This is a genomic window from Bacillus sp. FSL K6-0268 (genome assembly GCF_038005425.1).
GTDB classification, from domain to species: Bacteria; Bacillota; Bacilli; order Bacillales; family Bacillaceae_G; genus Bacillus_A; species Bacillus_A thuringiensis_S.
This window is the reverse complement of sequence record NZ_JBBOTF010000001.1, coordinates 381,720-408,278: the sequence shown is the minus strand read 5'-3', so window position 1 is coordinate 408,278 and position 26,559 is coordinate 381,720. Positions and strand designations below refer to the sequence as shown.

Sequence of the window (26,559 nt, the reverse complement as noted above, 5' to 3'; positions counted from 1 at the left end):
ATAGAGTATGAGATGGTTATATAATTGAGACAAAAAAGGTATACACCTAGGTGGGGCCTAGGCGGTGTTTCTCTTTTACGGCTTAGACATAGAAAACACCTACACTTTTTTGCCAATATAGGGGATGGAGAGATTATCATGAGCAACATGCAGCAAAAAACAGACGTTATCTTAATTGGTGCAGGAATTATGAGTGCAACGTTAGGCTCATTACTAAAAGAATTAGCACCTGAATGGGAAATTAAAGTTTTTGAAAAACTCGCAAGTGCCGGGGAAGAAAGCTCTAACGAATGGAATAATGCAGGTACAGGGCATTCTGCGCTATGCGAACTGAACTATACTTCCGAAAAATCTGACGGATCTATAGATATTGGTAAGGCTGTAAAAGTGAATGAGCAATTCCAGCTTTCAAGACAATTTTGGGCATATCTTGTAAAAAGCAAATTAATTCGTAATCCACAAGATTTTATTATGCCACTACCTCATATGAGTTTAGTACAAGGGGAAAAAAATGTTGAGTTTCTAAAAAACCGTTTTGAAGCGCTTTCAAAAAATCCACTGTTTCAAGGAATGGAATTTTCCGACGCTCCTGAAACATTAAAAAAATGGCTTCCACTCATTATGGAAGGCCGTACATCTAATGAACCGATGGCGGCAACGAAGATTGACTCTGGAACAGATGTTAACTTCGGTGCATTAACACGTATGTTGTTTGATTACTTAAAAACGAAAAATGTCGAGCTAAACTACAAGCATAGTGTTGAAAATATTAAGCGCACGAAAAATGGTTTGTGGGAAGTGAAAGTACACGATATGAATAGTGGTAAAATTGAGCATCATACTGCTAAATTCGTCTTTATTGGCGGTGGTGGCGGTAGTCTACCTCTACTTCAAAAGACTGGTATCCCTGAATCAAAGCATATCGGTGGATTCCCAGTAAGTGGACTATTTATGGTATGTAAAAACCAAAAAGTTGTAGAGCAACATCATGCGAAAGTATACGGTAAAGCTAAAGTTGGCGCTCCGCCAATGTCTGTACCTCACCTTGATACGAGATATATAGATAATAAAAAAGCTTTATTATTCGGACCATTCGCAGGGTTCTCACCTAAATTCTTAAAAACTGGCTCAAATCTTGACTTAATCGGTTCTGTAAAACCGAATAACGTCTTAACGATGTTAGCTGCTGGTGTAAAAGAAATGGGACTTACAAAATACTTAATTCAGCAAGTTATGTTATCGCACGAAAAACGCATGGAAGAATTACGCGAATTCATTCCGAACGCGAAAAGTGAAGATTGGGATATTGTAGTTGCTGGACAACGTGTACAAGTAATTAAAGATACTGATGCTGGCGGTAAAGGAACACTTCAATTTGGTACAGAAGTAGTAAGTGCAGCTGACGGCTCAATCGCCGCATTACTAGGCGCATCACCAGGTGCTTCTACTGCTGTTCACGTCATGCTTGAAGTATTAGAAAAATGTTTCCCAAGCCGCATGGTAGAATGGGAAGAAAAAATAAAAGAAATGATTCCTTCATATGGCATTTCACTAACTGAAAATCCAAGGTTGTTCCAAGACCTACACACTTCTACAGGTCGTACGCTTGGATTAAATGAAAAAGAAACAGTTCATAACTAATGAAGAAATAAAAAACGTCCGATATATTCGGACGTTTTTTCGTTACTAGAAATTATATTTATCAATATTCTCTTTCGTAAATACAACCCGCTCTGGCAATACAATAATTCCATTTCCTTCTGCCTCATAATCATAACCTTGGATGGAGTTTGGCTCTACTTTCACTTTTCCGATTCCTTTTACTTCAAAACTATCCCCTACTTTTAACTTCTTCCCTTTTACTACTATTTCATTTGCTACATACGTTGCGAGTGCACCTTGTTGTTTTACATCCCATAATCCAAATTGTTGTACTGTTCCTCGTTTTACGTAATCACGCATAACGTTTGGTGTAGAGAAGCCAGTTACAACAACTTTTTTATCCATTTTCAAGTTTTCAGCTGCTTGTGCCATCGCTGGTAGTGCCGTTGCATCCGGGCAAATGACTGCATTAATATCTGGATACGTTTTTAATATGTTCTCCCCTACTGATAACGATTTTTGCGCATTATTTTCACCGTACTGCGTCGTTACAATTTCCCAGTTCGGATATTTCTTTTTAATAATTTCTTTCGCTTTCGTTACCCATTGGTTTTGATCCGTTACTGTTGGACTAGAATAAAAGAAAGCTACTTTTCCTTTATCTCCAATTTGCTTGGAAGTCATTTCAATTAATAAGTTAGCAAGTTGGTCTGGTGTCCCTTGACTTATATAAAAAGAACGGTCTTTCGGATTCACATCAGAATCCCACGTTAAGACAGTCATTCCTTTTTTCTTAGCACGCTGCAGTGATTGCGATAAACCATCAACTGATGTAGAGGAAACCATAAGTGCATCATAGTTTTGATTAATGAAATTATTTATATACTTTACTTGCCCTGATACACTCGCTTCAGACGGCCCATCATATTTCACTTGTACGCCTAGCTTATCTCCCATCTCCTTTGCTCCTTCACCGCCCGATGTAAAGAAGCCAACTCCAGTTAATTTCGGGATAAATGCAAATTTCACATCATCTGCTTTTTTCTTATCTGCCGTTTGACTGGAACAAGCGATTAAACCAATTAAACAAATACATACGATCAATACAATCCCTAGTTTTCTCTTCATGACATTTCCCCCTTATGCAAATTCCGTCTTTTCCCTGCTAAGAATTGATGTAATTTGAAATGTCTCATAATAACTGAAAGAATAAGGATAATACCTATTACTACATTTGATTGTTCATTTGTTAAACCTGTCATTTGTAGGCCATATTGCATAAGGCCTATAAAAATACTCGCTAGTACAGTACCAATAATACTTCCTTTTCCTCCCGTAATAAGTGTCCCGCCTAATACGACTGCTGTAATGATTGGTAATATTGTTTCACTTCCCATATCAGCACGTGCGGAACCGAAATATGCAGTTAAGAAAGCACCCCCTAATCCACCTCCTAACCCAGAAAGTATGTAAGCAATGATTACTACTTTCTTCGTCTGAATCCCGGTGTATTTTGCTGTATTTTCGTTCGCTCCTGTTAATTGTACGTGGCGTCCATATATCGTTCGGTGAAACAAAATCGTGCATACAATTGTTAATGCGATAAGAAGCCATAATAAGTTAGGTATTCCTATAAAACTACCATTTGCTAGTTGTACATAAGCATCAGGTAAACCACTTATCCCTTCATATCCAGAAGCACCCGCCCCTCCTGAAATGACGAGTGCAATTCCTCCATATAAAAACATCGTTCCGAGTGTAACAACTAGTGGTTCTACATCTGTCATTTTTATAATGAATCCATTTAAAGCGCCTGCTAAGCAACTGACTATAAGTGCCATTATTACTGCTAATAAAATATGAATCCCATTCATCCAAAGTACACCAATTAAAATCGAAGTTAGCCCCATAATAGATCCTACAGATACGTCAATTCCTCCTGTTACAATAACGAAAGTCATTGGAATCGCTGCGATTGCTATAAACAGAAAATCATTTGTACTAAAAAGGAGATTACTAATATTTAAAAAATCACGATTTATAAAACTAAAGAGAATGAATTCTATAAGAAGTAATACGATTAGAACACCTTCCCATCTGTAAAAATACTTCATAGATTCATCCTCCTCTCTACTTTCCACTTCTTCATGACACTATCTAGTATGATAATAAGTAATAGTAAAAAACCCGAAATAGCATTATTCCAAAATGCTGGTATTTTTAAAAAGACGAGTGAACTGCTTATTGCTTCTAAAAATAATGCTCCTAATGCGGCTCCAAATATAGAACCGGTTCCTCCTTTTAGATGAATTCCTCCTAGCACAGCAGCTGCGATCACCTGTAGTTCTATTCCTGTACCAGTTTGATTTGGAACGAACCCGATATTCATAACAAATATGCAACCAGCGATTGCCGCACTTATGCCCGATATAATAAACGCATTTATCTTTACTTTATTAACAGGTATCCCAATGAGCCTCGCACCATCTTCATTGTCACCTACCGCATAGAAGTATCTTCCGTATGGTACCTTCCTTAAAAAGAAGTATAGTAGTAATAAAATAATAAGAACACCCCATACAATTATCGGCAGACCAAGTATGACGATAGATGAAAGTTTCTTAAAATTATTTGGAGTATCTTCAATCCACTTCCCGCCTGTGAAGATTAACATTGCACCTCTAACAATTCCTAACATCCCTAATGTCATAATAATGGCTGGTACCCGAAACTTTGCAACTCCAATCCCGTTTATGAAACCGATAATAGCACCAAGCATTATAGCAGCAAGTATCGACAAGACTGCACTATATCCGTTCGTTAATAACATCCCGCAAACTGCCGCGCTTAATCCCATAATTGAGCCAACTGATACGTCTATATTTTTCGTAAATAAAACGAACGATTGGCCAATTGCTAGAACGACTAAAATAACGCTTGATTTCATCATTAACGATAACGAGTTAAACTGAACAAAACTAGGATTTATTATCCCGACCATGGCTATATAAATTAGTAGTAACAGTATGATAGACGTTTCATGCATTTTTAACATACGTTTCATTTCGCTACACCTCCGTTTGCAAGGCGTGTAACTTCATTCACACTCAGTTGTTCTTTTTCCATATGAGAAACAAATCGTCCATTTCTCATTACATATACACGGTTTACTAATTGAACAATTTCTTCAACATCTGAAGAGATTAATAAAATTGCAAGTCCTTCCCTTTTCATTTTTTCTATCGTCTCATACACTTCAAGCCTTGCTTTCGCATCAATTCCGCGAGTCGGTTCATCAAGAATAATAATTTTCGGATTACATGCGAGATACTTCGCAAGTACGACTTTTTGCTGATTTCCTCCCGATAAAGATGCGAGTTCTTCATTCATATTCTGTACAACAATTCGGAATTGTTCTATAAAAAAATTAACTAAAGCGCTTTCTTTTTCTTGATTTATAAAAAAGCGCTTATTTTGCTGTAAACTTGCTGCTGCAATATTTTCTTTAACAGAAGCCATTGAGAAAATTCCATTCCTCGCCCTATCCTCTGGCACATAAACTAGTCCTTCGTCTAGCCTTTTATGCAAAGAACACGTATCAATTGATTTTCCATCTAATAAGATAGACCCTGATTTTATAGTTTTCAATCCAAATATCGCTTCTGCTAATTCCGTTCTGCCAGATCCTATAATGCCAGCAACACCTACAACCTCTCCCGCATGTACAGTGAATGATATATTTTTGAATGCGTGACCATTTATATCAACCACTTCTAATATTTTTTTCGTCCTTGCTGTCTCTTGAACTACTTCTATTTTCTCTTTCTGTTTATATCCTTTTGGCAATAGTCCCTCCATTAGCATGTCATATGTATAGTCACATACATCACCTTGGCTTACAATCATTCCATCACGTAGTATTGCTACTTTGTTGGCAATTTCAAAGATTTCTGGAAAACGATGCGTAATATAAATCATCCCAATTCCTTTTTCTTGTAAACTTTTCATCAACACAAAAAGACTCTTAATTTCGTGTGTTGTTAATGTCGATGTTGGCTCATCTAGAATAAGAATCTCAGCTTCTCTTATTAATCCTCTAACGATTTCTACTAACTGTTGCTGCGCAATGGATAATGATGCTCCTAACTCATAAAGGTCAATATCCCACCCTAGACTGTTAATCAATTGCTGAATCTGTACTCTTAGTTTCTTTTTCTTTTCTTTTAACCCGATACATATATTTTCTTCAATAGTCATATGCGGAAAAATGAGTGGTTCTTGCGGTATTAAATAAATACCTTTTCTATGTGCTTCTGACGGATTTGAAAACTGTTGCTTCATTCCTTTTACATACATCTCTCCATCATCATACGAATATAACCCCGTTAATATTTTCATTAATGTTGATTTCCCGGCGCCATTCCCTCCCACTAAAGCGTATATATCTCCACGCTCTACTTGTAAGTTCACTTCTTTTAATACAAGTTGATTTAAAAACGCCTTACTCATTTTCTTTATTTGTAATAAAGGTACGTTCTCCACATGATGTCACCTGCCTTTATCCAGAACATTTTTTGAGAAAATGATTATTTGTTCTACTTGTTTTGTAGCATTGTATATTCCTTTTTTTATATCTAGAACACTTTTTTCTACGTACAATTAATCGTTTCAACTGGAATAAACAAAATATGTGGCACATATGTTTAAGGAGTGGTCAATTGTTGAAAGGGATGAAGAGTATGACACAGCTGAACTTTGAAGAGAATTTATTAACTAAAGTAGCTTGGTACTATTATAAAGACCAATTAACACAACAGGAAATTGCTTCACTTCTTCACATTTCAAGAAATAAAGTTGTCCGGTTATTAGATAAGGCACGCAGTGAAGGTATCGTTACATTTCACGTAAAAGGAACTGGTTTACACTGTTTAAGTATTGAGCGTGACCTAATGAAAAAATTCCACTTAAAAGATGCTTTCATTATCCCTACTCCAATAGACAATTATCACGCTTCTCTCGGAAAAGCCGCTGCACAATATTTAGAGACTCATCTCCAACAAGGTGATTTACTCGGCATCGGCTGGGGTGAAACAATAAGTAAAATGCTAGAAAACATTCATTTTGAAAGTTCTATTAATCTTTCATTCGTAACGCTAACAGGCGGAGTAAACCACTATCTCCCAAGAAAACAAAACTATTTACACTACATGCAAGGTGATCTTCATATTATTCCTACTCCTTTTCTAGCATCTTCTACTGAAATGGCACAAAGTATTTTATCAGAACCAAGCGTGAAAGATATGCTTCATGTCGCTTCACTTGCACATACGGCAGTTGTCGGTATTGGCGGGTTATCTCAAGACGCTACGATTGTAAAAGAAGAAAAATTAACGCTACGTGAAATGACATATATTCGAAGTCAAAACGGGGCGGGCGATATTTTAGGACAGTTTTATAATACGAATGGTGATTTATTAGAGCTCTCGCATCATAATCGTCTAATTGGCACACCACTTACGATTCTTCGCAGTATGAAGCATGTCATTGGTGTGGCTGGAGGTACTCAAAAGATAGATGCCATTTATGGGGCTTTAAAAGGGAAATTTATTCATACATTAATTACTGATGAAGAAACTGCGCTCTCCTTATTAAGAAAGGAAGGTGATTCTTAATGTCTACTTTATTAGCTTTCGATGCTGGTACAGGAAGCATTCGAGCTGTTCTTTTTGATTTACAAGGCAATCAAATTGCAGTAAGCCAAAAAGAATGGGTTCATAAAACTGATCCTCGTTACCCCGGTTCTATGAATTTTGATGTAAAAGCAAACTGGCAACTCGTACAACAGTGTACGAAAGAAGTTCTACAAAAAAGTAATATACTTCCTTCTTCTATTCAAGCTATTAGCGCTACAAGTATGCGAGAAGGTTTTGTTTTATATGATAAAAATGGGCAAGAAATATGGGCATGTGCAAATGTTGATGGCCGTGCATCCGCTGAAGTTAGTGAGCTAAAAGAAATCCGCTCACATCTTGAAGAAGATTTATACAGAAAATCTGGGCAAACTTTTTCATTAGGTGCTTTACCACGTCTACTTTGGATTAAAAAACATGAACCAGAAATCTATTGTAATATCCACTCCTTTACGATGTTAAACGATTGGATTTTGTATAAATTAAGCGATGTACTGCAAATCGACCCTTCCAACGGTTGTACGTCTGGAATCTTTGATTTACAAAATAGAAATTGGGATAACGATGTCGCTAAAGAGTGTGGTATAACTTTGCCATTTTCACCAAAAGTAAATGAGGCTGGTACAGTAATCGGAAACGTTACAAAAGAGTGTGCAGCATTAACTGGATTACTGGCAGGAATTCCTGTCGTCGCTGGCGGCGGAGATGCTCAAATGGCATCACTCGGAACTGGAGTCGTGAAACCAAATCAAACATTAATATGCGGAGGCAGCTTTTGGCAACAAGAAGTAAATATTACAGAACCAATTACAGATCCATATGCTGCGATTCGTGTAAATTGCCATGTCATTTCGAATCTATGGCAATATGAAACAATCGCTTTTTTCCCTGGTCTTGTTATGCGCTGGTTTCGAGACGCTTTTTGCCAAGAAGAAAAAAAGCTCGCTGAAAAACTCGGTGTAGACGCTTATGAATTATTAGAAGAACAAGCGAAAGACGTACCTGTCGGTTCATATGGTATTATCCCTACTTTTTCAAACGTTATGAACTACATTTCTTGGCGTCATGCCGCACCTTCATTCTTAAATTTAAGTTTAGACGCTGACAAATGCGGAAAAAAGGAACTGTTCCGTGCTATTGAAGAAAATGCGGCCTTCGTTACACTTGGAAACTTAAAACTAATTGAAAATCTTACTGATACATTCCCTTCTGAAGTTGTTTTTGCTGGCGGTGCCGCTAAAGGGAAACTATGGCCACAAATTCTATCAGACGTACTCGGCATTCCTGTAAAAGTACCAGTTGTGAAAGAAGCAGCTGCTTTAGGAACTGCGATTGCTGCTGGAGTTGGCGCTGGAATATATACATCTATGGAAGAGGCTGCCGAACAATTTTTACAGTGGGAAAATACATTTGAACCAATCACGGAAAATCACGAGCTATACAAGGAATTCTATGAAACATGGAAAACCGTGTATAACAGTCAGCTCACTTTAGCTGATAAAGGACTTACAACACATATGTGGATTGCGCCAGGTGCACTGTAACTCGTTTACATAAAGGAGTGAACTGTATGTTAAAAGCGAATGAAAATGATTTCTCCTATCGCTTCGGTGATAACGGGCCGAAATATTTAATACAAGGCCCGAATATTGATCTTGGTCTTGTTGTCATTCAGCCTGGGCAAGAGTTTCAAAATCACTATCATACAACGTGTGAAGAAGTTTTTTATGCGTTAGAAGGTGAAATAGACTTCTATGTAAATAACGAAAGAGTTCCGATTAAACAAGGTGATGTCCTGCAAGTTCGCCCTCATGAATCTCACTATCTGATTAACCATTCTGATAAACCTTTTAAAGCTGTTTTTATAAAGTCACCACATTTACCAAATAAAGATACGGTACAAACGGAAAATCCAACATTAACGAAGGAGTGATTTCGAATGACTTGGGGATTTAAAAATCGATTAAATACAATTTTACCTGATGGTAGAGCGGTTATGTTAGCAATAGATCACGGATATTTCTTAGGACCAATTCACGGACTAGAACAACCACTTGAAACAGTAAAAAACTTACTTCCTTATACAGACTCCCTCTTTTTAACGCGCGGTGTACTTAGCTCCTGTATTCCTGAAAACTGCAGTACACCGATGGTTATGCGTGTATCTGGCGGCGCTACTGTCGTTGGTAAAGATTTAGCGAATGAAACAATTGTTACACCTGTAAAAGAAGCAGTGAAGCAAAACGCAATTGGCGTTGGCGTTTCTGTTTTTGTCGGATCAGACTATGAAACACAAACTGTTTCGAATCTCGCAAATGTAGTTTCTGAAGCTCACGATTACGGCCTACCAGTACTCGGTATTACCGCAGTCGCAAAGGAATTACAAAAACGTGAAGCTCGCTTTCTAGCACTTGCTTCCCGCGTATGTGTTGAAATGGGTGCTGATATTATTAAAACGTATTACTGCGAAGGATTCGAAAAAATAACGAGCACATGCCCTGCCCCAGTTGTCATCGCGGGTGGCCCAAAACTAGATTCAATCGAAGACGCATTAAACATTACGTACAATGCACTGCAAGAAGGCGCGATCGGAGTAGACATGGGCCGAAACATATGGCAATCTGAGCACCCAGCTGCGATGATTCAAGCAATACATGGTATTGTGAAGAATAGATTGAATGTGAAAGAGGCGCTTGAACTTTATGATGATGTGAAAAATTAATGTGAAAAGACAGACTATTTATTAGTCTGTCTTTTTTACTTTACAGTGAAACTTTCATAATCCGTCTTCTAATATGATACATACTTAAATTTTATACACCTTCAAATGATTACTCTTGGTGATTACTATTAAGCTTTGAAATTTTCTTACCTTCTCTATAATCAAGACAAGACACTTCAATTAATAAGCCATTAAATACTGTAAAATAAAAACCATAACTACTACCTCGCATCGAATAAGGTTCCTTATCTATTTCAATGCCGCCTGCTACTAAACGATTATACGCTTGATCCACTTCATTTGTAGTTTCCACTAAAAAACCAATATGAAAAGCTTCCGGATACGTAACTTCCTTATTCCCTTTAAATGCTTTTGGATCACTTAGCACAAGTATAAATCCACTCTCATCACTCATAACTACAAGTGCTTTCCCTTTTTGTTCCAAAAATTGAAAATCAAAAAATGTTTCAAAGAAATGTCTTGCTTCTGATAAGTCATCAACACATAAATTTAAATGATTCAGCTTCATGTACTCATCTCCTTGTAAACAGAAGGGATATAGACTCATTTTCATAACCCTTAAATATGTAAGGCAAGATATTCAAGCGTTCCATCTAAGACTATGCTTTATAAGTCTAATATTTTTTTCTATATCCTAGAACATTTTTTTAATGAATGAAAGATTTCCTATCATTTACATCCCCCAGTAATAAAAAAGAGGATACATGTTTGCTTCTACAACATGTATCCTCTGCTTGTATATTAAGACTGTTGATAAGCCGATTTCGATGATTTCACATAATAAACTGCGTGATCCACATTAATAATATGATCTGGTTTTGGTTTACCACGGCCTGCTCTATGTCCAGCTAAGTGTTCTTCACTTGTTTCCCAGTTTTTCCATGCTTCTTCAGATTCCCAGCGAATCATTACGACAACTTCTTCGTCGCCGCGTCTTACTTTTTTCACGAGAACACTTAAATCGATAAAGCCTTCAAATTTTTCAATAATACCTTCTCCAGTGAAACGTTCTACAACTATATTTGATGTACCTTCTTTTACTGTAAATGTTTTCGTTTCGATAAACATATATCCCACTCCCTCTTTGTTATACGAATACTAGTATTCTTCTATTATAATTGATTATGATAATTATTTTCAATTGTAAAGTTTTAATTTTTTGAATTATGCTGATTTCTTTTCTATCGCCTCATCTAAAAATTTGAAATATGGAAGTAACATCCCTATTAAAGATGTAACACATATAATTGCACCGATGATTACATATAGCGCTCTTACTCCCCACATTTCACTCAATATTCCCCCTACTAACACACCTAATGGCATAGCGGATCGTATAAAAAATAAACGCACTGAAAATACTTGTCCTATCATATTATTTGGGACGGTTTGTTGGCATATTGTCGTGTTATGAACATTGAAAAATGCAATACAAATCCCTGCTATTACTTCAATTATTATTGCAATGATAATACTATGATTGAATCCTAATGAAATGTATGTGAGTCCCACTATAAACAATCCTCCGAGCATAAGTATACGCCGACTTTTATATGTTACTTTTCTGACTAATACTGAGCCAATTACGTAGCCAAGTGGAAAACCTGCCATGAAATAACCGTACTCTGCATATCCCGCTGACAGCTCGTCTTTTATATAAGGAAGATTTGTGACCATCGTTACCCCTACTCCAAACTGCACGAAAGTAAGAAATATACCGAGCCAAACGATGATTGGTTTTGTGAAAAAATATGTAAAACCGTGAAGAAATTGTTCTAGCCACGTTTTCCGAATAGGTTGCGACGTTCTATTTTCTTTTATATAAAATAAGAAAGTGCCACTAACAAATAAACATATGCATACGAAAGATAATGTAAGTTCTGTTCCAATCAAATGAATGACTACTCCGCCTAATACTGGCGCAAGAAACATCATAAGGCGAGTCATCCCATCAATATACGCATTTGCATCTTGAAGTTGTTCTTTCCCTACAATGCTCGGTGTAATTGCTTGACTTGCAGGTGTATAAAGTGGTGTAATAAGTCCCACTACAATTTGAACAACATAAATGTGCCAAACTTCTATACTACCCGAAACTAGCATCACCAAAGGTAATAAAAATACGGACGCTCGTATCCATTGTGAAAATATCATAATCCACTTCCGGCTCCATTTATCAATAAATGGGCCACTTATTAATTGCAATATGAGTGATGGGATGAAATATAATAGCCACATACTACTTAAAGCCATTTCCGATCCTGTTAATTCATATACTAGAATTGAATTACATAACGTTCCGAAAGCCCCTCCTAATTCTGAGATTGCACTACCAATCCACATAAAAAAGAAAGAACGATTTTTCAATACACTCTTCACTATAGCTCACCAACTTTTCTCTTAAATTCCTCCCTTTATGTACATTCTTGTTGCATATTATCTATTCAAAAACGCTTCTAATTCTTTTGCTAACGACTGTACTGCTTTCTTCCTTAATACATACTTTCCGTCATGTATATCAACTAACTTCGCTGCACGTAACAATTTCAAATGATGGTGTACTGTCGATTTACCAAGCTGCAATCTTTCCGTTATTTCCTGTAATGTACGTTCTTTTTCAAACAACATTTTTACAATTCGCAATCTCGCCTCATCCCCAAGAGCCTTATGTTTTTGAACTAAAAAATAATTCGGTTCATACGGATCTTCAGGATGAATGCTTTCATTCGCAACTGGATAATGAAATACTTTCGTATCTTCAATATCTGCTTCAATATTCCACGGTCTGTACGTCATTTGCGGAATAAGAAGTACGTGATGAACACTTGGCTCTGGCATATAGTTCACTCCGCCAGTCGCCCACTCGACAAACTCTTCCGGTTTCATCTTTTTATTCATTTCATTTTTTGCTTCATAATCTCGTTTTAATATAGAAAGTATTTCTTCTTCCTCTTTCTTAATTATGCTCTCATACCAACCTGTCATTACAGTGATTAAATGAGATTTCAGCACTTGTACATCTACATCACATATAAAGCTAATATAAGTAGAAAAAAACGGATGATCATCTGTTAGTTCCTTTAGTTCGTGTATTGCACATACAACTCCCGTTGCAGCTAAACGTCTTTTCTCTTCATATTTCTCTCCTAAAAACGGTAAACATATAAATTTCAAATCCTCTTCTGAAAGTGAATCAATTTTAAAATTAAACTGCGATAAGTCCTGAAAATCCTCTTCATACAATAACTGAAGCAATGCTTTCCACGTATTATGTTCTTCTACAAACTGTAAGTGTTCTCTCATCTCATTTGTTAATGATTGTCTAATTCCTTCCCATTCACTTTCAGTCTTTTCAAGTGTATTAATTAACCTTTTATGAGTAATTGCTGCAATGCCAAGTGCACATTCGAAAAGTATCGAATATTTCACCTGAACGTTGTATGTTTCCCTCTTTCTACTCGTTATGTGATAGACCTCCATTTTTATCCCCTCCTTGTTTGCTATGTATTAAATTCTATTTTTATCGAATTTCACCTTCTATATTTTTAGAATTTATAAAAATATAAATTAAACCACATTCATTCTAAATTAAGAAGAATAAGAGCTTTTTTATATACAAATAATAAAGCTCAAGGAGTGGTTGACATGCATTTCATATTAAATATGTTAGGGATTTTCGTTGTCATATTAATCGTTTTCTTATGTTCACCTAACAAAAACCATATAAAATGGAGACCAATTGTAATTCTCATCATATTGGAGCTTTTTATTACGTGGTTTATGTTAGGCACGAAGCTCGGCAGTATTATCATTAATAAAATTGCGTCATTTTTCAGTTGGCTACTGGCATGCGCGAACGAAGGTATTCGATTTGCATTTCCTTCCGCTATGGACAGTCCACACATTGATTTCTTCTTTAGTGCATTACTGCCTATCATCTTTGTTATTACTTTTTTCGATATTCTTTCGTATTTCGGAATCTTAACTTGGATTATTGATAAAGTAGGTGCGGTTATTTCAAAGATTTCTCGTTTACCAAAGTTAGAAAATTTCTTTTCCATTCAAATGATGTTTTTAGGAAACACTGAAGCACTTGCAGTTGTTCGTGATCAATTATCTGTTTTAAAAGAAAATCGTTTGTTGACTTTTGGAATTATGAGTATGAGTAGCGTTAGCGGATCCATTCTTGGCGCTTATTTATCAATGGTACCAGCTACATATATTTTCAGTGCAATCCCTTTAAACTGTATTAATGCATTAATTTTAGCCAATGTATTAAATCCTGTGGAAGTTACAAAAGAAGATGATGTCGTATATACACCTTCAAAGCATGAAAAAAAGGATTTCTTTTCTACTATTTCAAACAGTATGTTAGTTGGAATGAATATGGTTATCGTTATTTTAGCCATGGTAATTGGGTATGTAGCTTTAACAGCATGTTTAAATGGGATTTTAGGCTTTTTTGTAACGGGGTTAACAATTCAAAAAATCTTCTCCATTATCTTTAGTCCTTTTGCATTTTTACTCGGTTTATCCGGCAAAGATGCTATGTATGTAGCTGAATTAATGGGAATAAAAATTACAACGAATGAATTTGTTGCTATGATGGATTTAAAATCAAACTTAAAGTCGCTACAACCGCATACGGTTGCGGTTGCAACAACATTTCTAGCTTCTTTTGCTAACTTTAGTACAGTAGGTATGATTTACGGAACTTACAATTCATTATTTGGCGGGGAAAAATCATCAGTCATCGGTAAAAATGTTTGGAAGCTTCTTGTTAGCGGGATGGCTGTTTCTTTATTAAGCGCTATGCTTGTAGGGCTTTTTGTATGGTAAATGGATATTATAATAACAAAAGACATCTCAATTAAATTGGATGTCTTTTGTTATTCTTAGCTCCGAATTTGTCCATTTCCACGAATTACATATTTTGTGGAAGTTAATGCTGGAAGCCCCATTGGTCCTCTTACGTGTAATTTTTGCGTACTGATACCAATTTCCGCTCCGAATCCAAATTCGGATCCATCTGTAAAACGAGTCGATGCATTATGATAAAGTGCCGCGGCATCTACAGAAGTAAAAAACTTGCTGACGTTTTCCTCGTTTTCAGTAATAATCGCTTCAGAATGCATAGATCCATACGTATTTATATGATGAATCGCTTCTTCAACATTGGCAACCACTTTCACTGCTAGTGTGAGAGATAAAAACTCTGTTTCCCAGTCTTCTTCTGTCGCAAGTAAGATAGAAGTATCAATCGCCACTGCTTTATTATCACCGCGTAGCTCTACTCCTCTTTCCTTCAAAGAAGAAAACAACTCGCTACCATATTGCTCTGCCCAATTCTCATGAAGTACAATCGTCTCAATTGCATTACATACAGATGGGCGCTGTGTTTTTGCATTTATAATAATATTAAATGCCATTTGTTTATCCGCTGTTTCATCAATGAATATATGACAATTTCCCGCACCTGTTTCAAGTACTGGAACAGACGCTTCTCTCACTACTGTATCAATTAATTGTTTACCGCCTCTTGGTATAAGAACATCCAAGTACTCATTCAATGTAAACAGCTGTTTTGCACTATCTCTCGTTGTATCTTCTATGAGCTGTACACTTTCTGAAGGCAAGCTAGTTTGCTTAAGCGCCCGGTGAATAACGCTAACGATGGCTTTGTTAGAATGGATAGCAGAAGAACTACCACGTAGTATTACTGCGTTTCCTGTTTTTAAACAAATTGTAGCAGCATCAACAGTTACATTCGGTCTTGCCTCATAAATCATTCCGACAACACCAAGTGGTACGCGCATCTCCTGAATAGATAGTCCATTTGGTCGTTCCCATGCACTTACACATTCTCCAATAGGATCACGTAATTCAATTAACTGCTTAATACCCTCTGTCATATCAACAATTCGCTGTTCATTCAGCAAAAGGCGATCAAGGAGTGAATCAGAAAATCCTTTCTCCTTACCTTCTTCAATATCCCGTTTGTTTTCTTCTAAAATATAAGCTGTTTCTACTATCAACTGATTAGCAATTGCAGCAAGTGCTTCATTTTTTTGATCTGTAGTTTTAAGCACAAGTTCTCTAGCAACCTCTTTTGCTTTTATCCCCTTTGCCAACACTTCATTCATTTTCATTTCCTCCTTTTTAAAGTGAAACCCAATGATCTCTATGAATGACTTCATAACTATGTCTCTCGCCTCTTACTTGAATATCTTGGCTTTGCATACCTTTTACATCTCTTAGTTCCTCTGCACTATATGTGCATTGTCCTTTTCCTATTACGCGCCCTTGTTGCGTTACAACCTCTACAACTTCACCCACTTGGAAAAATCCTGATACATTCGTAACACCAGCTGGAAGTAAACTCTTACCATGCTGAATGATGGCAGTAGCCGCCCCAGCATCTACTTCAATTTGTCCGCTAACAAGCGAATGCAAGGCAATCCATTGCTTGTTCATCTTCATTTCTTTTTGAGGAGCATTACCAACATACGTTCCATCACCCTTACCCTTCAAAACATCTACAAACTTTTCCTGTCCACGTCCTGTCCCGATAAATACACTCACACCAAGAGAGAGTGCTGTCTTTGCAGCATCGATTTTTGATTTCATACCACCAGTCCCAAGTTTTGAGCCAGCATCTCCTGCAAGAGAAGAAATTTCTTCCGTAACTTCAGGAAGAAAATAATATTTTTTTGCATCCGCATTTTTCTGAGGATTTTTGTCATATAACCCGTTCACATCCGTAAAGATCATAAGCATATCCGCCGAAACAAGCCCGCTTACTAAAGCTGACAGCATATCATTATCACCGAACGTCAGCTCCTCTAAAGAGATGGAATCATTTTCATTAATAATTGGAAGAGCGGAACGGTTTAGTAATTCTCCTAACGTAGCGTAAGCATTACTATATTGTTCTTTTCTAGAAAAATCACTTCTCGTCAGCAAAAGTTGCGCAGTAACGATGCCATATTTACGGAATTCCTCCGTGTACGCCTGCATTAACAAACTTTGTCCGACAGCTGCTGCAGCCTGTTTCCCTTTAATCGTTACAGGTCTACTAGGATATCCTAGCGCTGAAAAACCTGCAGCGACGGCTCCAGATGTAATTAACACAACCTCGTGCCCTTCCTCTTTCAACCGAGCCAATGCGGCAACGTGATCTGAAAGCTGTTCTGTAGAGATGCCTCCGTGACTATCTGCCAAGGAACTACTTCCAATCTTTACAACAATTCGTTGTTTTTTCACCTTTTTATCCCCCAAGTCTAAAATCAAAGTTTTTATAGTTTACACTTCATTCACTTTGCAACTATATCTATTCTCATCAATGCTGCATTGAAGTATTTAAGAGCAAAATAAAAATGACCGCTTCGCCCTTAATAAAATAAAAAGGACGAAACGGTCATTGTTCCGCGGTACCACCTTAATTGATATACATAGATATCCACTTGGTGCCTATAACGCAGGCGAACGCCTAAACTTTCATTTAAGACTCGGGGATAGGTTCGATACATTCTATACGAGGAATCTTTCAGCCGGTGAATTCCACTCTCTTTCGCAAGAAGACATATGTACTAATTCCCTTCAACGATTTTCAATCTAATTTTTTTATATTATGCGATATAGTTCAATTCGGTGTCAAGAGGTATTTTTAAAAATAAATAGTGCCACAAGTGACTTGTATGAAATTATTGCCCTACTGAATGAAAATACAAATTGATATAAGTTTAACTCATATTCATAAACATAAAACCTTACATTATAGTGTATATATTTACATAATGTCGAATATAATTAATTTTTATCTTTTAGTGTTGCAAAAAGGAATATATTCTCTTAGAATGTTTCTTTATATTGCACAGGGATATTATTATTATTCTAAGATAACAATACCAAACCGATATAATTGATTATAAAAGGAGCAAGATTGAGTTATTATGGATAAACAAATTGGATTCATCGGTTGCGGAAATATGGGAATGGCTATGATTGGCGGGATGCTAAACAAAAAGATAGTGTCTTCAAATCATATTATTTGTTCAGATTTAAACACTGCTAATTTAAAAAATGCTAGTGAAAAATATGGGCTAACTACAACTACCGACAACAATAAAGTAGCTAAAAATGCTGATATTTTAATTTTATCAATTAAACCAGACCTATACGCATCAATAATTAATGAAATAAAAGAAGTAATCAAAAACGATGCTATCATCGTTACGATCGCTGCTGGTAAAAGTATTGAAAGTACTGAAAATGCCTTTAATAAAAAATTAAAAGTTGTAAGAGTAATGCCTAATACTCCTGCTCTTGTTGGAGAAGGAATGTCTGCATTATGCCCTAATGAAATGGTGACAGAAAAAGATTTAGAAGATGTACTAAACATTTTCAATAGTTTTGGTCAAACAGAGATCGTAAGTGAAAAATTAATGGATGTTGTAACATCTGTAAGTGGTTCTTCACCAGCATATGTATATATGATTATAGAAGCGATGGCAGATGCTGCTGTACTAGATGGTATGCCTAGAAATCAAGCATATAAATTCGCTGCTCAAGCTGTGTTAGGCTCTGCAAAAATGGTACTAGAAACAGGAATACATCCAGGTGAATTGAAAGATATGGTTTGTTCTCCTGGTGGAACGACAATAGAAGCTGTAGCAACATTAGAGGAAAAAGGATTACGAACAGCGATTATTTCAGCTATGCAGCGTTGTACGCAAAAGTCTGTTGAACTATCTGGTCAAACTAAAAAATAAAACTATAAAAGAGATTACGTTAGCTATGAATTCACATAATTTTAATTAAAAATTCACTACATGATAAACGGCCAAACTCATATAAAATTGAGCTTGGCCGTTCCGTTTTTAATTATATTAAAATAATTTCATTTGAATTTTCTTTAAAGGTTCTGTTTTATCCCTTACCTATTCCCTACTATGATTGTGTAATTTTATTAGAAACTAATAATTTTTCAATGCATTTCGGTAACATATCTAATAGTGTTTCAAATGCGTAGTTTACATCTAGACGTTCTGTCCATTGATGTGCATCTTTTCCTACCGGCCCCATATTTAATACTGGAACATCAAACTCTTCTAATTCCTGAAGCGGAATTGAATAACCTTTATCCCATAATGGCATATTGTCTACAAGCGAACTCATTGAATCCAGTGGATACTGCAAGCCTACATAGCTTAAATCTGAAATCCCCCCAAAATAATTTTGGTTTTCAAATGTAATCTTATGATTGTAGTGTGCATACTTTTCCATTTCTACAACCACCTCTTTTATTAAAGGATTGTTGCGTGAACTCACAGCTGGATAGTACGGCGGAGCGAAGAAAAGTACAATCATCGGTGCCTTTTCTTTACATAAAATCGCTAATTTATCTACTAAATCAATCGTTACCGCACGATCATCTTTATCTTCTCTATTTTTTATAATATTAGATTGAATATGATTTATTTTTTCTTGTCCATGTTGCTCAATTGCATATGTGATAAGCTCTTCATACGTTAATACATTTACTTTGAGATTAGGTGGTATAAATGGATTATATTTAGAAAAACGATATGCATGTTTTTCATACGACTCTTCTATTTTCTCTGCTACTTTCGTTACTTTTTGACGTAACAATGAAACTACATCTGTCATTGATTTTTCTAATAAAAACAAATTAAATAATGTAACTGCACGATGCGGAATTTGTACAGAATAATCCTCCTTTAAGTCCCTTTGAAGTAAGTTAGTTGGCGGAGGACTCGCTTCCCCTTCTACAATATCACAAAGGTCTGTGTTTAACTCTAATTCTGCTGTTATTAATGAAGCCATATAACTCCCATTTAAGCCTGCAAAAGGTTCACCTACATGTGTCTCTTTTCCATAGCAAAGAAAACCAGGTAACACTTTACCAATAGAGCCAGTGTAAATATACTTATTTTGGTCACCAGGATGTCTTGAAAACATAGGCTCTGAGTTTAAGACCGTTTTATAATCTAAGTTATGCTCTCTAGCTAAATCTAACAGTCCCGGAACAGCGGCCCTCATCCCTACAGAATTCACTTCTTCATCTGGTACAGCCAATAAAAGAACATTCCCATCGAATCTTCCTTCACATGCTTGTTCAATCATTGCCATTTGTAATGCTAGACCGCATTTCATATCCATTGTTCCTCTACCAAACAGCCATTCCCCATGTTCTATATCTTCACGCACATGCTCTGGAAGTTCATCTTTATGAGAATAAAACATAGATGTTAACTTTTTAGGATTAAATGCATCTTCTTTCCACACTCCGTAATCTTGTACATCTACAACATCAAAGTGACTTACTAGAATTACAGTATTTTTTGTACTATCTTTTTTCTTTACTAGTGCTGTAACAAAATATCGTCCGTCCCCTGTCGGATTTTTTTGTAAATGATGCGGGTTTTCTTTGAAATACTGTAATTCAGATAATTGTTCCACAACAAAGTCTGGCAATATTACTTCAGCTTCTGAACCGGTAATACTAGGAATTTCAACAAGACTGCTTAATAATTGAATCAATTGTTCTTTTGATTGCCACTTTGACATATAAATCCCCCTATTTTTCCGCATTATGAAAACGAATTCCAGTATATGAATAAAAAAATGACGACAGCTATCAAAATTATAGTTCTGATGTACTGCCGATTTTTATTGATATTTCATGAGCTGCTTGTTTTACCTTGCTAATAAGAAAAGATAGTCGATCATCATTAATACGATGACTAATTAACCCAACACTTAATGCTCCTACTACTTTATGATTAAATCCGATAATAGGTGCAGCTACTGAAGCTGTCCCTTCTGTTTTTTCACCATAACTGACAGCATATCCTTCATTTTTTATTTGCTTTATTTGATTAAGAAGAATTTGCTTTTGTTCTGGTAATGAAGAAAGTAAATGTTCTACAATATGTTCCATTTCATTCGTTTTCATATTAGCAAGCATCGTTTTATTTGCGGCACCAATTGAAAGTGGAATTTGTTCCCCTAGATTATCGATAACTCGAATTTTTAAAGGACTATCCATTCTTTCAATGATAATAGAATGTGTTCCGTTTGGAATATTTAAATAGACACTTTCTTCGACTTCAAAGGCCAACCGCTTCATCACTTCTCTTGCAACTGATCTGTAGTCTACCTTCTCCAATTGACGTAACCCTATTTCCATCCACATTGGTCCAATTTTGTACTGTTTTGTCTCTGGTATTTGTGTAACTAACCCATGCTCCATTAGAGAGTTAAGTAATCTATGTACTGTACTAACTGGGAGATGTGTTCCATCTGCTATATCAGAAATAGCCCAATACTCTTTTTCATTTGTAGAATTCAATAATTTAATAATACTTATCGCTCGATCAATGGACTGTACCATAACTCGCCTCAACTTTACTCGTAATATGTTAGTATGCTTAATTAACTATCAATTTAGCAAACATTCGAAATGAAATCAATTTATTTATTTAATTTTCTAACAATAAAAACATATCACTAACAAAGAATTGAAAACGCAAACAAAAAAATATTGACTTTTCTTTTTAATTATCTGAAAATTATAACAAGATTTCACATCACGGAATACATTCCATAATACGGAAAAACATCAAACTTTATTCTATCAACTACGAAAGTGAGGAAAACAATGGCCCAAGTAAGTAATACAAACAATGAATTAAAACGAACGATGAAAAGTAGACACTTATTCATGATTGCACTCGGTGGTGTGATTGGAACGGGGTTATTTAACGGATCTGGCTTTATAATAAGTCAAGCTGGACCTGGTGGATCCGTACTTGCCTTTATGGCCGGTGGATTATTAATGTATTTCGTTATGCTATGTCTTGGTGAACTCGCTGTAGCCATGCCTGTCTCAGGTTCTTTCCAGGAATATGCCACTAAGTTCATCAATCCTGCAACTGGCTTTACAATCGGATGGTTGTATTGGTTAAGCTGGGCGAATACGACCGGTCTTGAATTTACAACTGCCGGCATTACAATGCAGCGCTGGTTTCCTGATATTCCTGTTTGGGTTTGGTGTTTAATATTTGGCGTTACAATCTTCACTATTAACGCATTATCTGCTCGTAGTTATGCAGAAACAGAATTTTGGTTTTCAAGTATAAAAGTATCTGCCATTATCGCTTTCATTATTCTTGGCGGCGCCGCTATGTTCGGTTTTATTGATTTAAAAGGCGACGAACCCGCTCCGCTATTATCAAATTTCGTAAATCATGGTGGTTTATTCCCAAATGGACTTGCCGCTATTCTTTTAACAATGGTTACAGTCAACTATTCCTTCCAAGGTACAGAACTTGTTGGAATCGCAGCAGGTGAAAGTGAAGATCCAGCAAAAACTTTACCTCGTTCTATTAGAAATATTATATGGCGCACGATGTTTTTCTTCGTCTTAGCAATCTTTGTTCTTGTTGCTTTAATTCCTTGGGAAGAAGCTGGATTAACAAAGAGCCCATTCGTTGCTGTTTTTGATAATATCGGTATTCCATATGCAGCTGATATTATGAACTTTGTTATTCTTACTGCTGTTCTTTCTGTTGCAAACTCAGGACTATACGCTGCTACTCGAATGCTTTGGTCTTTATCAAAAAACGAAATGGCTCCAACCTTTTTAAAGAAATTATCATCACGTGGAATTCCTCTCAACGCTTTAATCATGACGATAGCTATTTCTGCTTTTTCTCTTTTGACAAGCGTAGTAGCTGCTGAAACGGTTTACTTATGGCTCATTTCAATTTCCGGAGTCATTACCATTATTGTTTGGATGTCAATTTGTGTTTCTCAATTCTTTTTCCGCAAACATTATTTAGCAGACGGTGGAAAATTAGAAGACTTAAAATTTAAAACACCACTTTATCCACTCGTACCAATTCTTGGTTTTGGATTGTATGGCATTATATTAATCAGTCTTATTTTTATCCCAGAACAACGACTTGGAATCTATTGCACTGTACCATTTATCATCTTTTGCTATACCTACTATCACTTTAAAGTTAAGAAAAGAATATCTACTAACACTCATAGTGAAAGTAAAATTAGCGAGACTATGTAATATTTGACGATACATAAAAGACCACACGTGGCGCTTCACTTCATGTATGGTCTTTTATCGTTCCTTCTTTCATTTCTCCCTACTATTGAAAGGATTATTTATAACACTTTAAGTTCTGAATTTCTCAGATGAACTATGGGTTGAAAAGTGAGCATTTCAATACCTTCCCCCCAGATTTCAAGTTTTGCCAATGATGATGTTGAAAGTGTTAATGTAGTAAATGCTACAATACTAGCAATTATGATTTTTACTGTTCATAAGTTGATGATTCAGCTTACTATTACTGTTTTGTTTTGATATATTTAATATATATTTAAAGACAGACAGGAGTTAGATACGATGATAAAAGGTTTCGGAGGAATATTTTGGAGAACTAAGAATCTTGATGTTATAAAAAAATGGTACAGTGAAGTGTTGAAACTTGATATAGAAGATTGGAATGGGACTGTGATTAAACCCCAGTTAGGAAATGAGACCATCTTTTCTTTCTTTACTGAGAATGACAATTATTTTCCAACAGAACAACAAGTAATGTTAAATTTCCAAGTATATAATCTAAACAAGACTATAAAGCATCTTGAGAATATTGGTGTACCTCTTGAAAAGAAAGAAGAAATGAGTGAATTTGGAAAGTTTATTTGGATTAAGGATCCTGAAGGTCGATTGATTGAACTTTGGGAGAAATAGACGGTTATAATCATTTACTATTAAGCTAATGATTGTTTTCATTTCACATAATAAATAAAAAAGTCGATTTCTTAACTCCACAGGAAATCGACTTTTTTTCGTATCCCATCACCATAAAATGAAACTACTTCCCTTGATTAGATTGTTTGCGAACATAAAATGCGAAAAATAGTTTTTTCTAGCTGCTTATTTAACCCTTCTAATTCGCTTTAAAATTATATAATGGCTTAATAATGTGCTTTATATCTATTGTTTCGTTCGTATTTTCGATAATTTCATCCATTGGCTTATATACCATTGGTGCCTCATCAATTGTGCTCTCTACTACCGATGTAGTCCACACCTCTGTCATCGTATTTTGGAAGTCCTCTAGACTCAATAATTCTTTAGCCTTCTTACGACTCATGATACGTCCTGCCCCATGCGGACCAGAAAAGTTCCAGTCTGGATTACCTTTACCAAATACAATAATTGAACCATCTCTCATGTTAATTGGAATAATGACTCGTTCATCTTTCTGGGCTGAAATAGCACCTTTTCGTAGAATCATATTTTCCATGTCAATATAGTTATGTATTGTAGTAAATTGATCCGTTATTTTCCAGTCCATTTTCATAACAATTTCATCAATCATTGCTTTACGATTTAACGTAGCGTACTTTTGAGCAATATTCATGTCATTCATATAATCTTTGAATCCTTGCCCTTCTAAATAAGCTAGTTCTTTACGAATCTTAGGCTTCTGAATTCCTCTTAAAGTTTCTTGTATTTCTTTTGCTCTACCCTCTTCAGTTAATCTCTTAATAATCTCATCTTTCATTGATGTAACGTCAGTGAGTTGTTCATATGCAAATTTTTGGTAATACTCTGCAATTTGCTTACCTAAATTACGAGAACCGCTATGAATGACAATATATACATTTCCTTTTTCATCTTCATTTAATTCGACAAAATGATTTCCTCCCCCAAGAGTACCTATACTTTTTTGAGCGCGTTGTAATGTAAATGGAGCTCTCACACCATCAAAATCAATCATTTTTGAGAATCGATGTTCTTTATCTCGTATACGAAAACCACTTGGAACAAATTTACGAATTATTTCGTCTAAACAATCGAAATTAATTTCTTCTTTTTTCTTATCAATTACAACAACTTCCATTCCACACCCAATATCTACCCCTACAAGATTAGGAACAATTTTATCTTGTATTGTCATTGTTGTTCCAATCGTACAACCTGCTCCTGCATGTGTATCTGGCATAATACGAATTTGACTATCCTTTACGAATTCTTGATTACAAAGATCAATAATCTGCCCAGTCGCAGTCTCATCAACGTTATTCGTAAATACTTTCGCTTCATTGTATTTTCCTTGTAATTTCAACATCTTTCATGTCCCCTTCCTTTTGAAAGAATTATTATATTACGTTGTTTCTGTTCTTATAATTACTATCATCTACCTTCTGCTTTCCATTATATATGTATGATATCCTTCACAATAATAAAAAATTATGATGATTAATCTTATTTACATAATATAATTACCGTATCCTTAAATTTATACCTACATATGAGTATTCCACGTCCTCGATATCAGTTATATATAACAAAAACTCCCCTTAAATCGAAAATGATTAAGGGGAGTTTTATATGCGATGCAATTATAGTTCAGATTTCACCCGAACAGAAACATTATTTTTAATTATATTTTTGACATCTTTAAAGCTAACAAAATTGTTACTTTTCTCATCCCAAAGACGGAAACGTAGTGATTGTAAGCTTGTAGCAAGCGTAATCGTTGGTACATTTTTTAAAGGAAGCGTATTATTGTGTGCCTCTTCTAGTTTATAGTTAGGTACTCTTGGGCTTAAATGGTGAACATGATGGAATCCAATATTACCCGTTAGAAATTGCAAAATTTTGGGAAGCTTATAAAAAGAACTTCCTTCCACTGCCGCTTTCACATATTCCCAATCTTTATCCTCTTCAAAATAAGAATCCTCAAATGTGTGCTGTACGTAAAACAGCCAAATCCCTACTGAACCTGCTATTAAGAATATAGTACCATGTACTAACAGAAACGATTGCCACCCAATCGCCCAGCAAAGTATAGCTACTACAGCAACGATTAAAATATTTGTTAAATAAGTGTTCATACGTTCTTTTTTTCTAGCACCTTTTCGGTTAAATCTATTTTTAAGCAGGAAAACATAAATTGGGCCTAACCCAAACATAACGAATGGATTGCGATATAAACGATATGCTAAACGGAGTCTAAATGGTGCTGCTACATATTCATCTACTGTAAGCGTCCAAATATCCCCTGTACCCCTCTTATCCAAATTACCACTCGTAGCGTGGTGAATAGAATGCTCATGCCCCCACTGATCAAATGGGAATAATGTTAAAACACCCATACACGTTCCAACTATTCTATTTGCACGTCGACTTTTAAAGAATGAATAATGGGTACAATCATGAAAAATAATGAAAATCCTTGTCATAAATCCAGCGGCTAACAGTGCTGGAACTAATGTTAACCAATAAGAAACTGACAAACTTTTATAAGCAAGGTACCATAAAATAATAAATGGCACGATTGTGTTGATCAGTTGCCAAACACTTTTTTTAATCGTTGATTTTTCAAAAGGAGCAACTTGTTTTTTTAAATTTTTAGTATTTTCTAAGGTCATTGTTCTAATTCCTTTCCTTTTTGTTGCTAATTCATA

23 protein-coding genes and 1 other annotated feature are annotated in these 26,559 nt (G+C 35.7%); of the genes, 9 read left to right on the top strand and 14 right to left on the bottom strand.

Features of this window, described 5'->3' with window-relative positions:
* Positions 1-138: 138 nt before the first annotated feature.
* Positions 139-1,641, top strand: coding sequence for a malate:quinone oxidoreductase (locus MHI28_RS02025; protein ID WP_000069147.1), 1,503 nt, complete (start codon positions 139-141; stop codon positions 1,639-1,641).
* 45 nt (positions 1,642-1,686) lie between these two features.
* On the opposite strand, the gene lsrB is transcribed toward MHI28_RS02025, so the two are convergent.
* Genes lsrB through MHI28_RS02005 form a run of 4 tightly spaced genes read right to left on the bottom strand, consistent with a single transcriptional unit; the run spans position 1,687 to position 6,144 of the window.
* Positions 1,687-2,730 carry an autoinducer 2 ABC transporter substrate-binding protein LsrB gene (gene lsrB / locus MHI28_RS02020; RefSeq protein ID WP_000823653.1) on the bottom strand — a complete coding sequence of 348 codons (1,044 nt, stop codon included), beginning with the start codon at positions 2,728-2,730 and terminating at the stop codon, positions 1,687-1,689.
* The gene (locus MHI28_RS02015) at positions 2,727-3,716 is read right to left on the bottom strand and encodes an ABC transporter permease (protein ID WP_000873535.1); all 990 of its coding nucleotides are present in this window, start codon (positions 3,714-3,716) and stop codon (positions 2,727-2,729) included. Before MHI28_RS02015 ends, lsrB begins: the two co-directional genes overlap by 4 nt.
* Positions 3,713-4,666: an ABC transporter permease subunit gene (locus MHI28_RS02010; RefSeq protein WP_000827500.1), complete on the bottom strand. Its 954-nt coding sequence runs from the start codon at positions 4,664-4,666 to the stop codon at positions 3,713-3,715. Before MHI28_RS02010 ends, MHI28_RS02015 begins: the two co-directional genes overlap by 4 nt.
* Complete coding sequence (locus tag MHI28_RS02005; protein WP_000432604.1) at positions 4,663-6,144, bottom strand: sugar ABC transporter ATP-binding protein; 1,482 nt, start codon at positions 6,142-6,144, stop codon at positions 4,663-4,665. The genes MHI28_RS02010 and MHI28_RS02005 overlap by 4 nt, the downstream gene beginning before the upstream one ends.
* Before the next feature lie 179 nt (positions 6,145-6,323).
* Here MHI28_RS02005 and MHI28_RS02000 point away from each other — a divergent pair, with 179 nt between their 5' ends.
* Genes MHI28_RS02000 through lsrF form a run of 4 tightly spaced genes read left to right on the top strand, consistent with a single transcriptional unit; the run spans position 6,324 to position 10,014 of the window.
* Positions 6,324-7,274 carry a sugar-binding transcriptional regulator gene (locus MHI28_RS02000; protein WP_000677766.1) on the top strand — a complete coding sequence of 317 codons (951 nt, stop codon included), beginning with the start codon at positions 6,324-6,326 and terminating at the stop codon, positions 7,272-7,274.
* Positions 7,274-8,836 carry an autoinducer-2 kinase gene (gene lsrK / locus MHI28_RS01995; protein ID WP_000105712.1) on the top strand — a complete coding sequence of 521 codons (1,563 nt, stop codon included), beginning with the start codon at positions 7,274-7,276 and terminating at the stop codon, positions 8,834-8,836. Before MHI28_RS02000 ends, lsrK begins: the two co-directional genes overlap by 1 nt.
* Before the next feature lie 26 nt (positions 8,837-8,862).
* The gene (locus MHI28_RS01990) at positions 8,863-9,225 is read left to right on the top strand and encodes a cupin domain-containing protein (protein ID WP_000909986.1); all 363 of its coding nucleotides are present in this window, start codon (positions 8,863-8,865) and stop codon (positions 9,223-9,225) included.
* A 6-nt stretch (positions 9,226-9,231) separates the two neighbouring features.
* Positions 9,232-10,014 carry a 3-hydroxy-5-phosphonooxypentane-2,4-dione thiolase gene (gene lsrF / locus MHI28_RS01985; protein ID WP_000219780.1) on the top strand — a complete coding sequence of 261 codons (783 nt, stop codon included), beginning with the start codon at positions 9,232-9,234 and terminating at the stop codon, positions 10,012-10,014.
* A gap of 109 nt (positions 10,015-10,123) precedes the next feature.
* Here lsrF and MHI28_RS01980 read toward each other — a convergent pair whose 3' ends face one another.
* The 4 genes from MHI28_RS01980 to MHI28_RS01965 form a co-directional block, all read right to left on the bottom strand.
* Complete coding sequence (locus MHI28_RS01980) at positions 10,124-10,543, bottom strand: VOC family protein (RefSeq protein WP_000773089.1); 420 nt, start codon at positions 10,541-10,543, stop codon at positions 10,124-10,126.
* A gap of 233 nt (positions 10,544-10,776) precedes the next feature.
* Positions 10,777-11,103, bottom strand: a complete 327-nt coding sequence (hmoA, locus tag MHI28_RS01975) for a heme-degrading monooxygenase HmoA (RefSeq protein ID WP_000469498.1) — start codon at positions 11,101-11,103, stop codon at positions 10,777-10,779.
* 96 nt (positions 11,104-11,199) lie between these two features.
* Positions 11,200-12,414, bottom strand: coding sequence for an MFS transporter (locus tag MHI28_RS01970; RefSeq protein WP_000843813.1), 1,215 nt, complete (start codon positions 12,412-12,414; stop codon positions 11,200-11,202).
* A gap of 57 nt (positions 12,415-12,471) precedes the next feature.
* The gene (locus tag MHI28_RS01965; RefSeq protein ID WP_000454582.1) at positions 12,472-13,515 is read right to left on the bottom strand and encodes an ArsR/SmtB family transcription factor; all 1,044 of its coding nucleotides are present in this window, start codon (positions 13,513-13,515) and stop codon (positions 12,472-12,474) included.
* Between the two features lie 165 nt (positions 13,516-13,680).
* Here MHI28_RS01965 and MHI28_RS01960 point away from each other — a divergent pair, with 165 nt between their 5' ends.
* Positions 13,681-14,874 (top strand): NupC/NupG family nucleoside CNT transporter, encoded by a 1,194-nt coding sequence (locus tag MHI28_RS01960; RefSeq protein WP_340827580.1) that lies wholly within the window; start codon positions 13,681-13,683, stop codon positions 14,872-14,874.
* A gap of 56 nt (positions 14,875-14,930) precedes the next feature.
* Here the strand turns inward: MHI28_RS01960 and MHI28_RS01955 are convergent, their stop codons facing one another.
* Positions 14,931-16,178 (bottom strand): glutamate-5-semialdehyde dehydrogenase, encoded by a 1,248-nt coding sequence (locus tag MHI28_RS01955; protein WP_001006615.1) that lies wholly within the window; start codon positions 16,176-16,178, stop codon positions 14,931-14,933.
* 16 nt (positions 16,179-16,194) lie between these two features.
* A complete protein-coding gene (gene proB / locus MHI28_RS01950; protein WP_000744738.1) occupies positions 16,195-17,298 on the bottom strand; it encodes a glutamate 5-kinase in 1,104 nt (367 codons plus the stop codon).
* Between the two features lie 138 nt (positions 17,299-17,436).
* Positions 17,437-17,647 (bottom strand) — a binding site (T-box leader).
* A gap of 340 nt (positions 17,648-17,987) precedes the next feature.
* On the opposite strand from proB, the gene proC reads away from it, so the two are divergent.
* Complete coding sequence (proC, locus tag MHI28_RS01945; RefSeq protein ID WP_000360732.1) at positions 17,988-18,806, top strand: pyrroline-5-carboxylate reductase; 819 nt, start codon at positions 17,988-17,990, stop codon at positions 18,804-18,806.
* A 178-nt stretch (positions 18,807-18,984) separates the two neighbouring features.
* On the opposite strand, the gene MHI28_RS01940 is transcribed toward proC, so the two are convergent.
* Positions 18,985-20,649 (bottom strand): M20/M25/M40 family metallo-hydrolase, encoded by a 1,665-nt coding sequence (locus MHI28_RS01940; RefSeq protein WP_003309623.1) that lies wholly within the window; start codon positions 20,647-20,649, stop codon positions 18,985-18,987.
* 52 nt (positions 20,650-20,701) lie between these two features.
* The gene (locus MHI28_RS01935; RefSeq protein ID WP_000250748.1) at positions 20,702-21,451 is read right to left on the bottom strand and encodes an IclR family transcriptional regulator; all 750 of its coding nucleotides are present in this window, start codon (positions 21,449-21,451) and stop codon (positions 20,702-20,704) included.
* Between the two features lie 267 nt (positions 21,452-21,718).
* Here MHI28_RS01935 and MHI28_RS01930 point away from each other — a divergent pair, with 267 nt between their 5' ends.
* Complete coding sequence (locus MHI28_RS01930; protein ID WP_000079997.1) at positions 21,719-23,143, top strand: amino acid permease; 1,425 nt, start codon at positions 21,719-21,721, stop codon at positions 23,141-23,143.
* A 339-nt stretch (positions 23,144-23,482) separates the two neighbouring features.
* On the top strand, positions 23,483-23,830 hold the full coding sequence (locus MHI28_RS01925; RefSeq protein ID WP_000589588.1) for a VOC family protein: 348 nt from the start codon (positions 23,483-23,485) through the stop codon (positions 23,828-23,830).
* A gap of 199 nt (positions 23,831-24,029) precedes the next feature.
* Here MHI28_RS01925 and MHI28_RS01920 read toward each other — a convergent pair whose 3' ends face one another.
* Both MHI28_RS01920 and MHI28_RS01915 read right to left on the bottom strand, forming a co-directional pair.
* Positions 24,030-25,217 (bottom strand): RtcB family protein, encoded by a 1,188-nt coding sequence (locus MHI28_RS01920; protein ID WP_000916217.1) that lies wholly within the window; start codon positions 25,215-25,217, stop codon positions 24,030-24,032.
* Between the two features lie 274 nt (positions 25,218-25,491).
* A complete protein-coding gene (locus MHI28_RS01915; RefSeq protein WP_000171500.1) occupies positions 25,492-26,523 on the bottom strand; it encodes a fatty acid desaturase in 1,032 nt (343 codons plus the stop codon).
* Between the last annotated feature and the right edge of the window lie 36 nt (positions 26,524-26,559).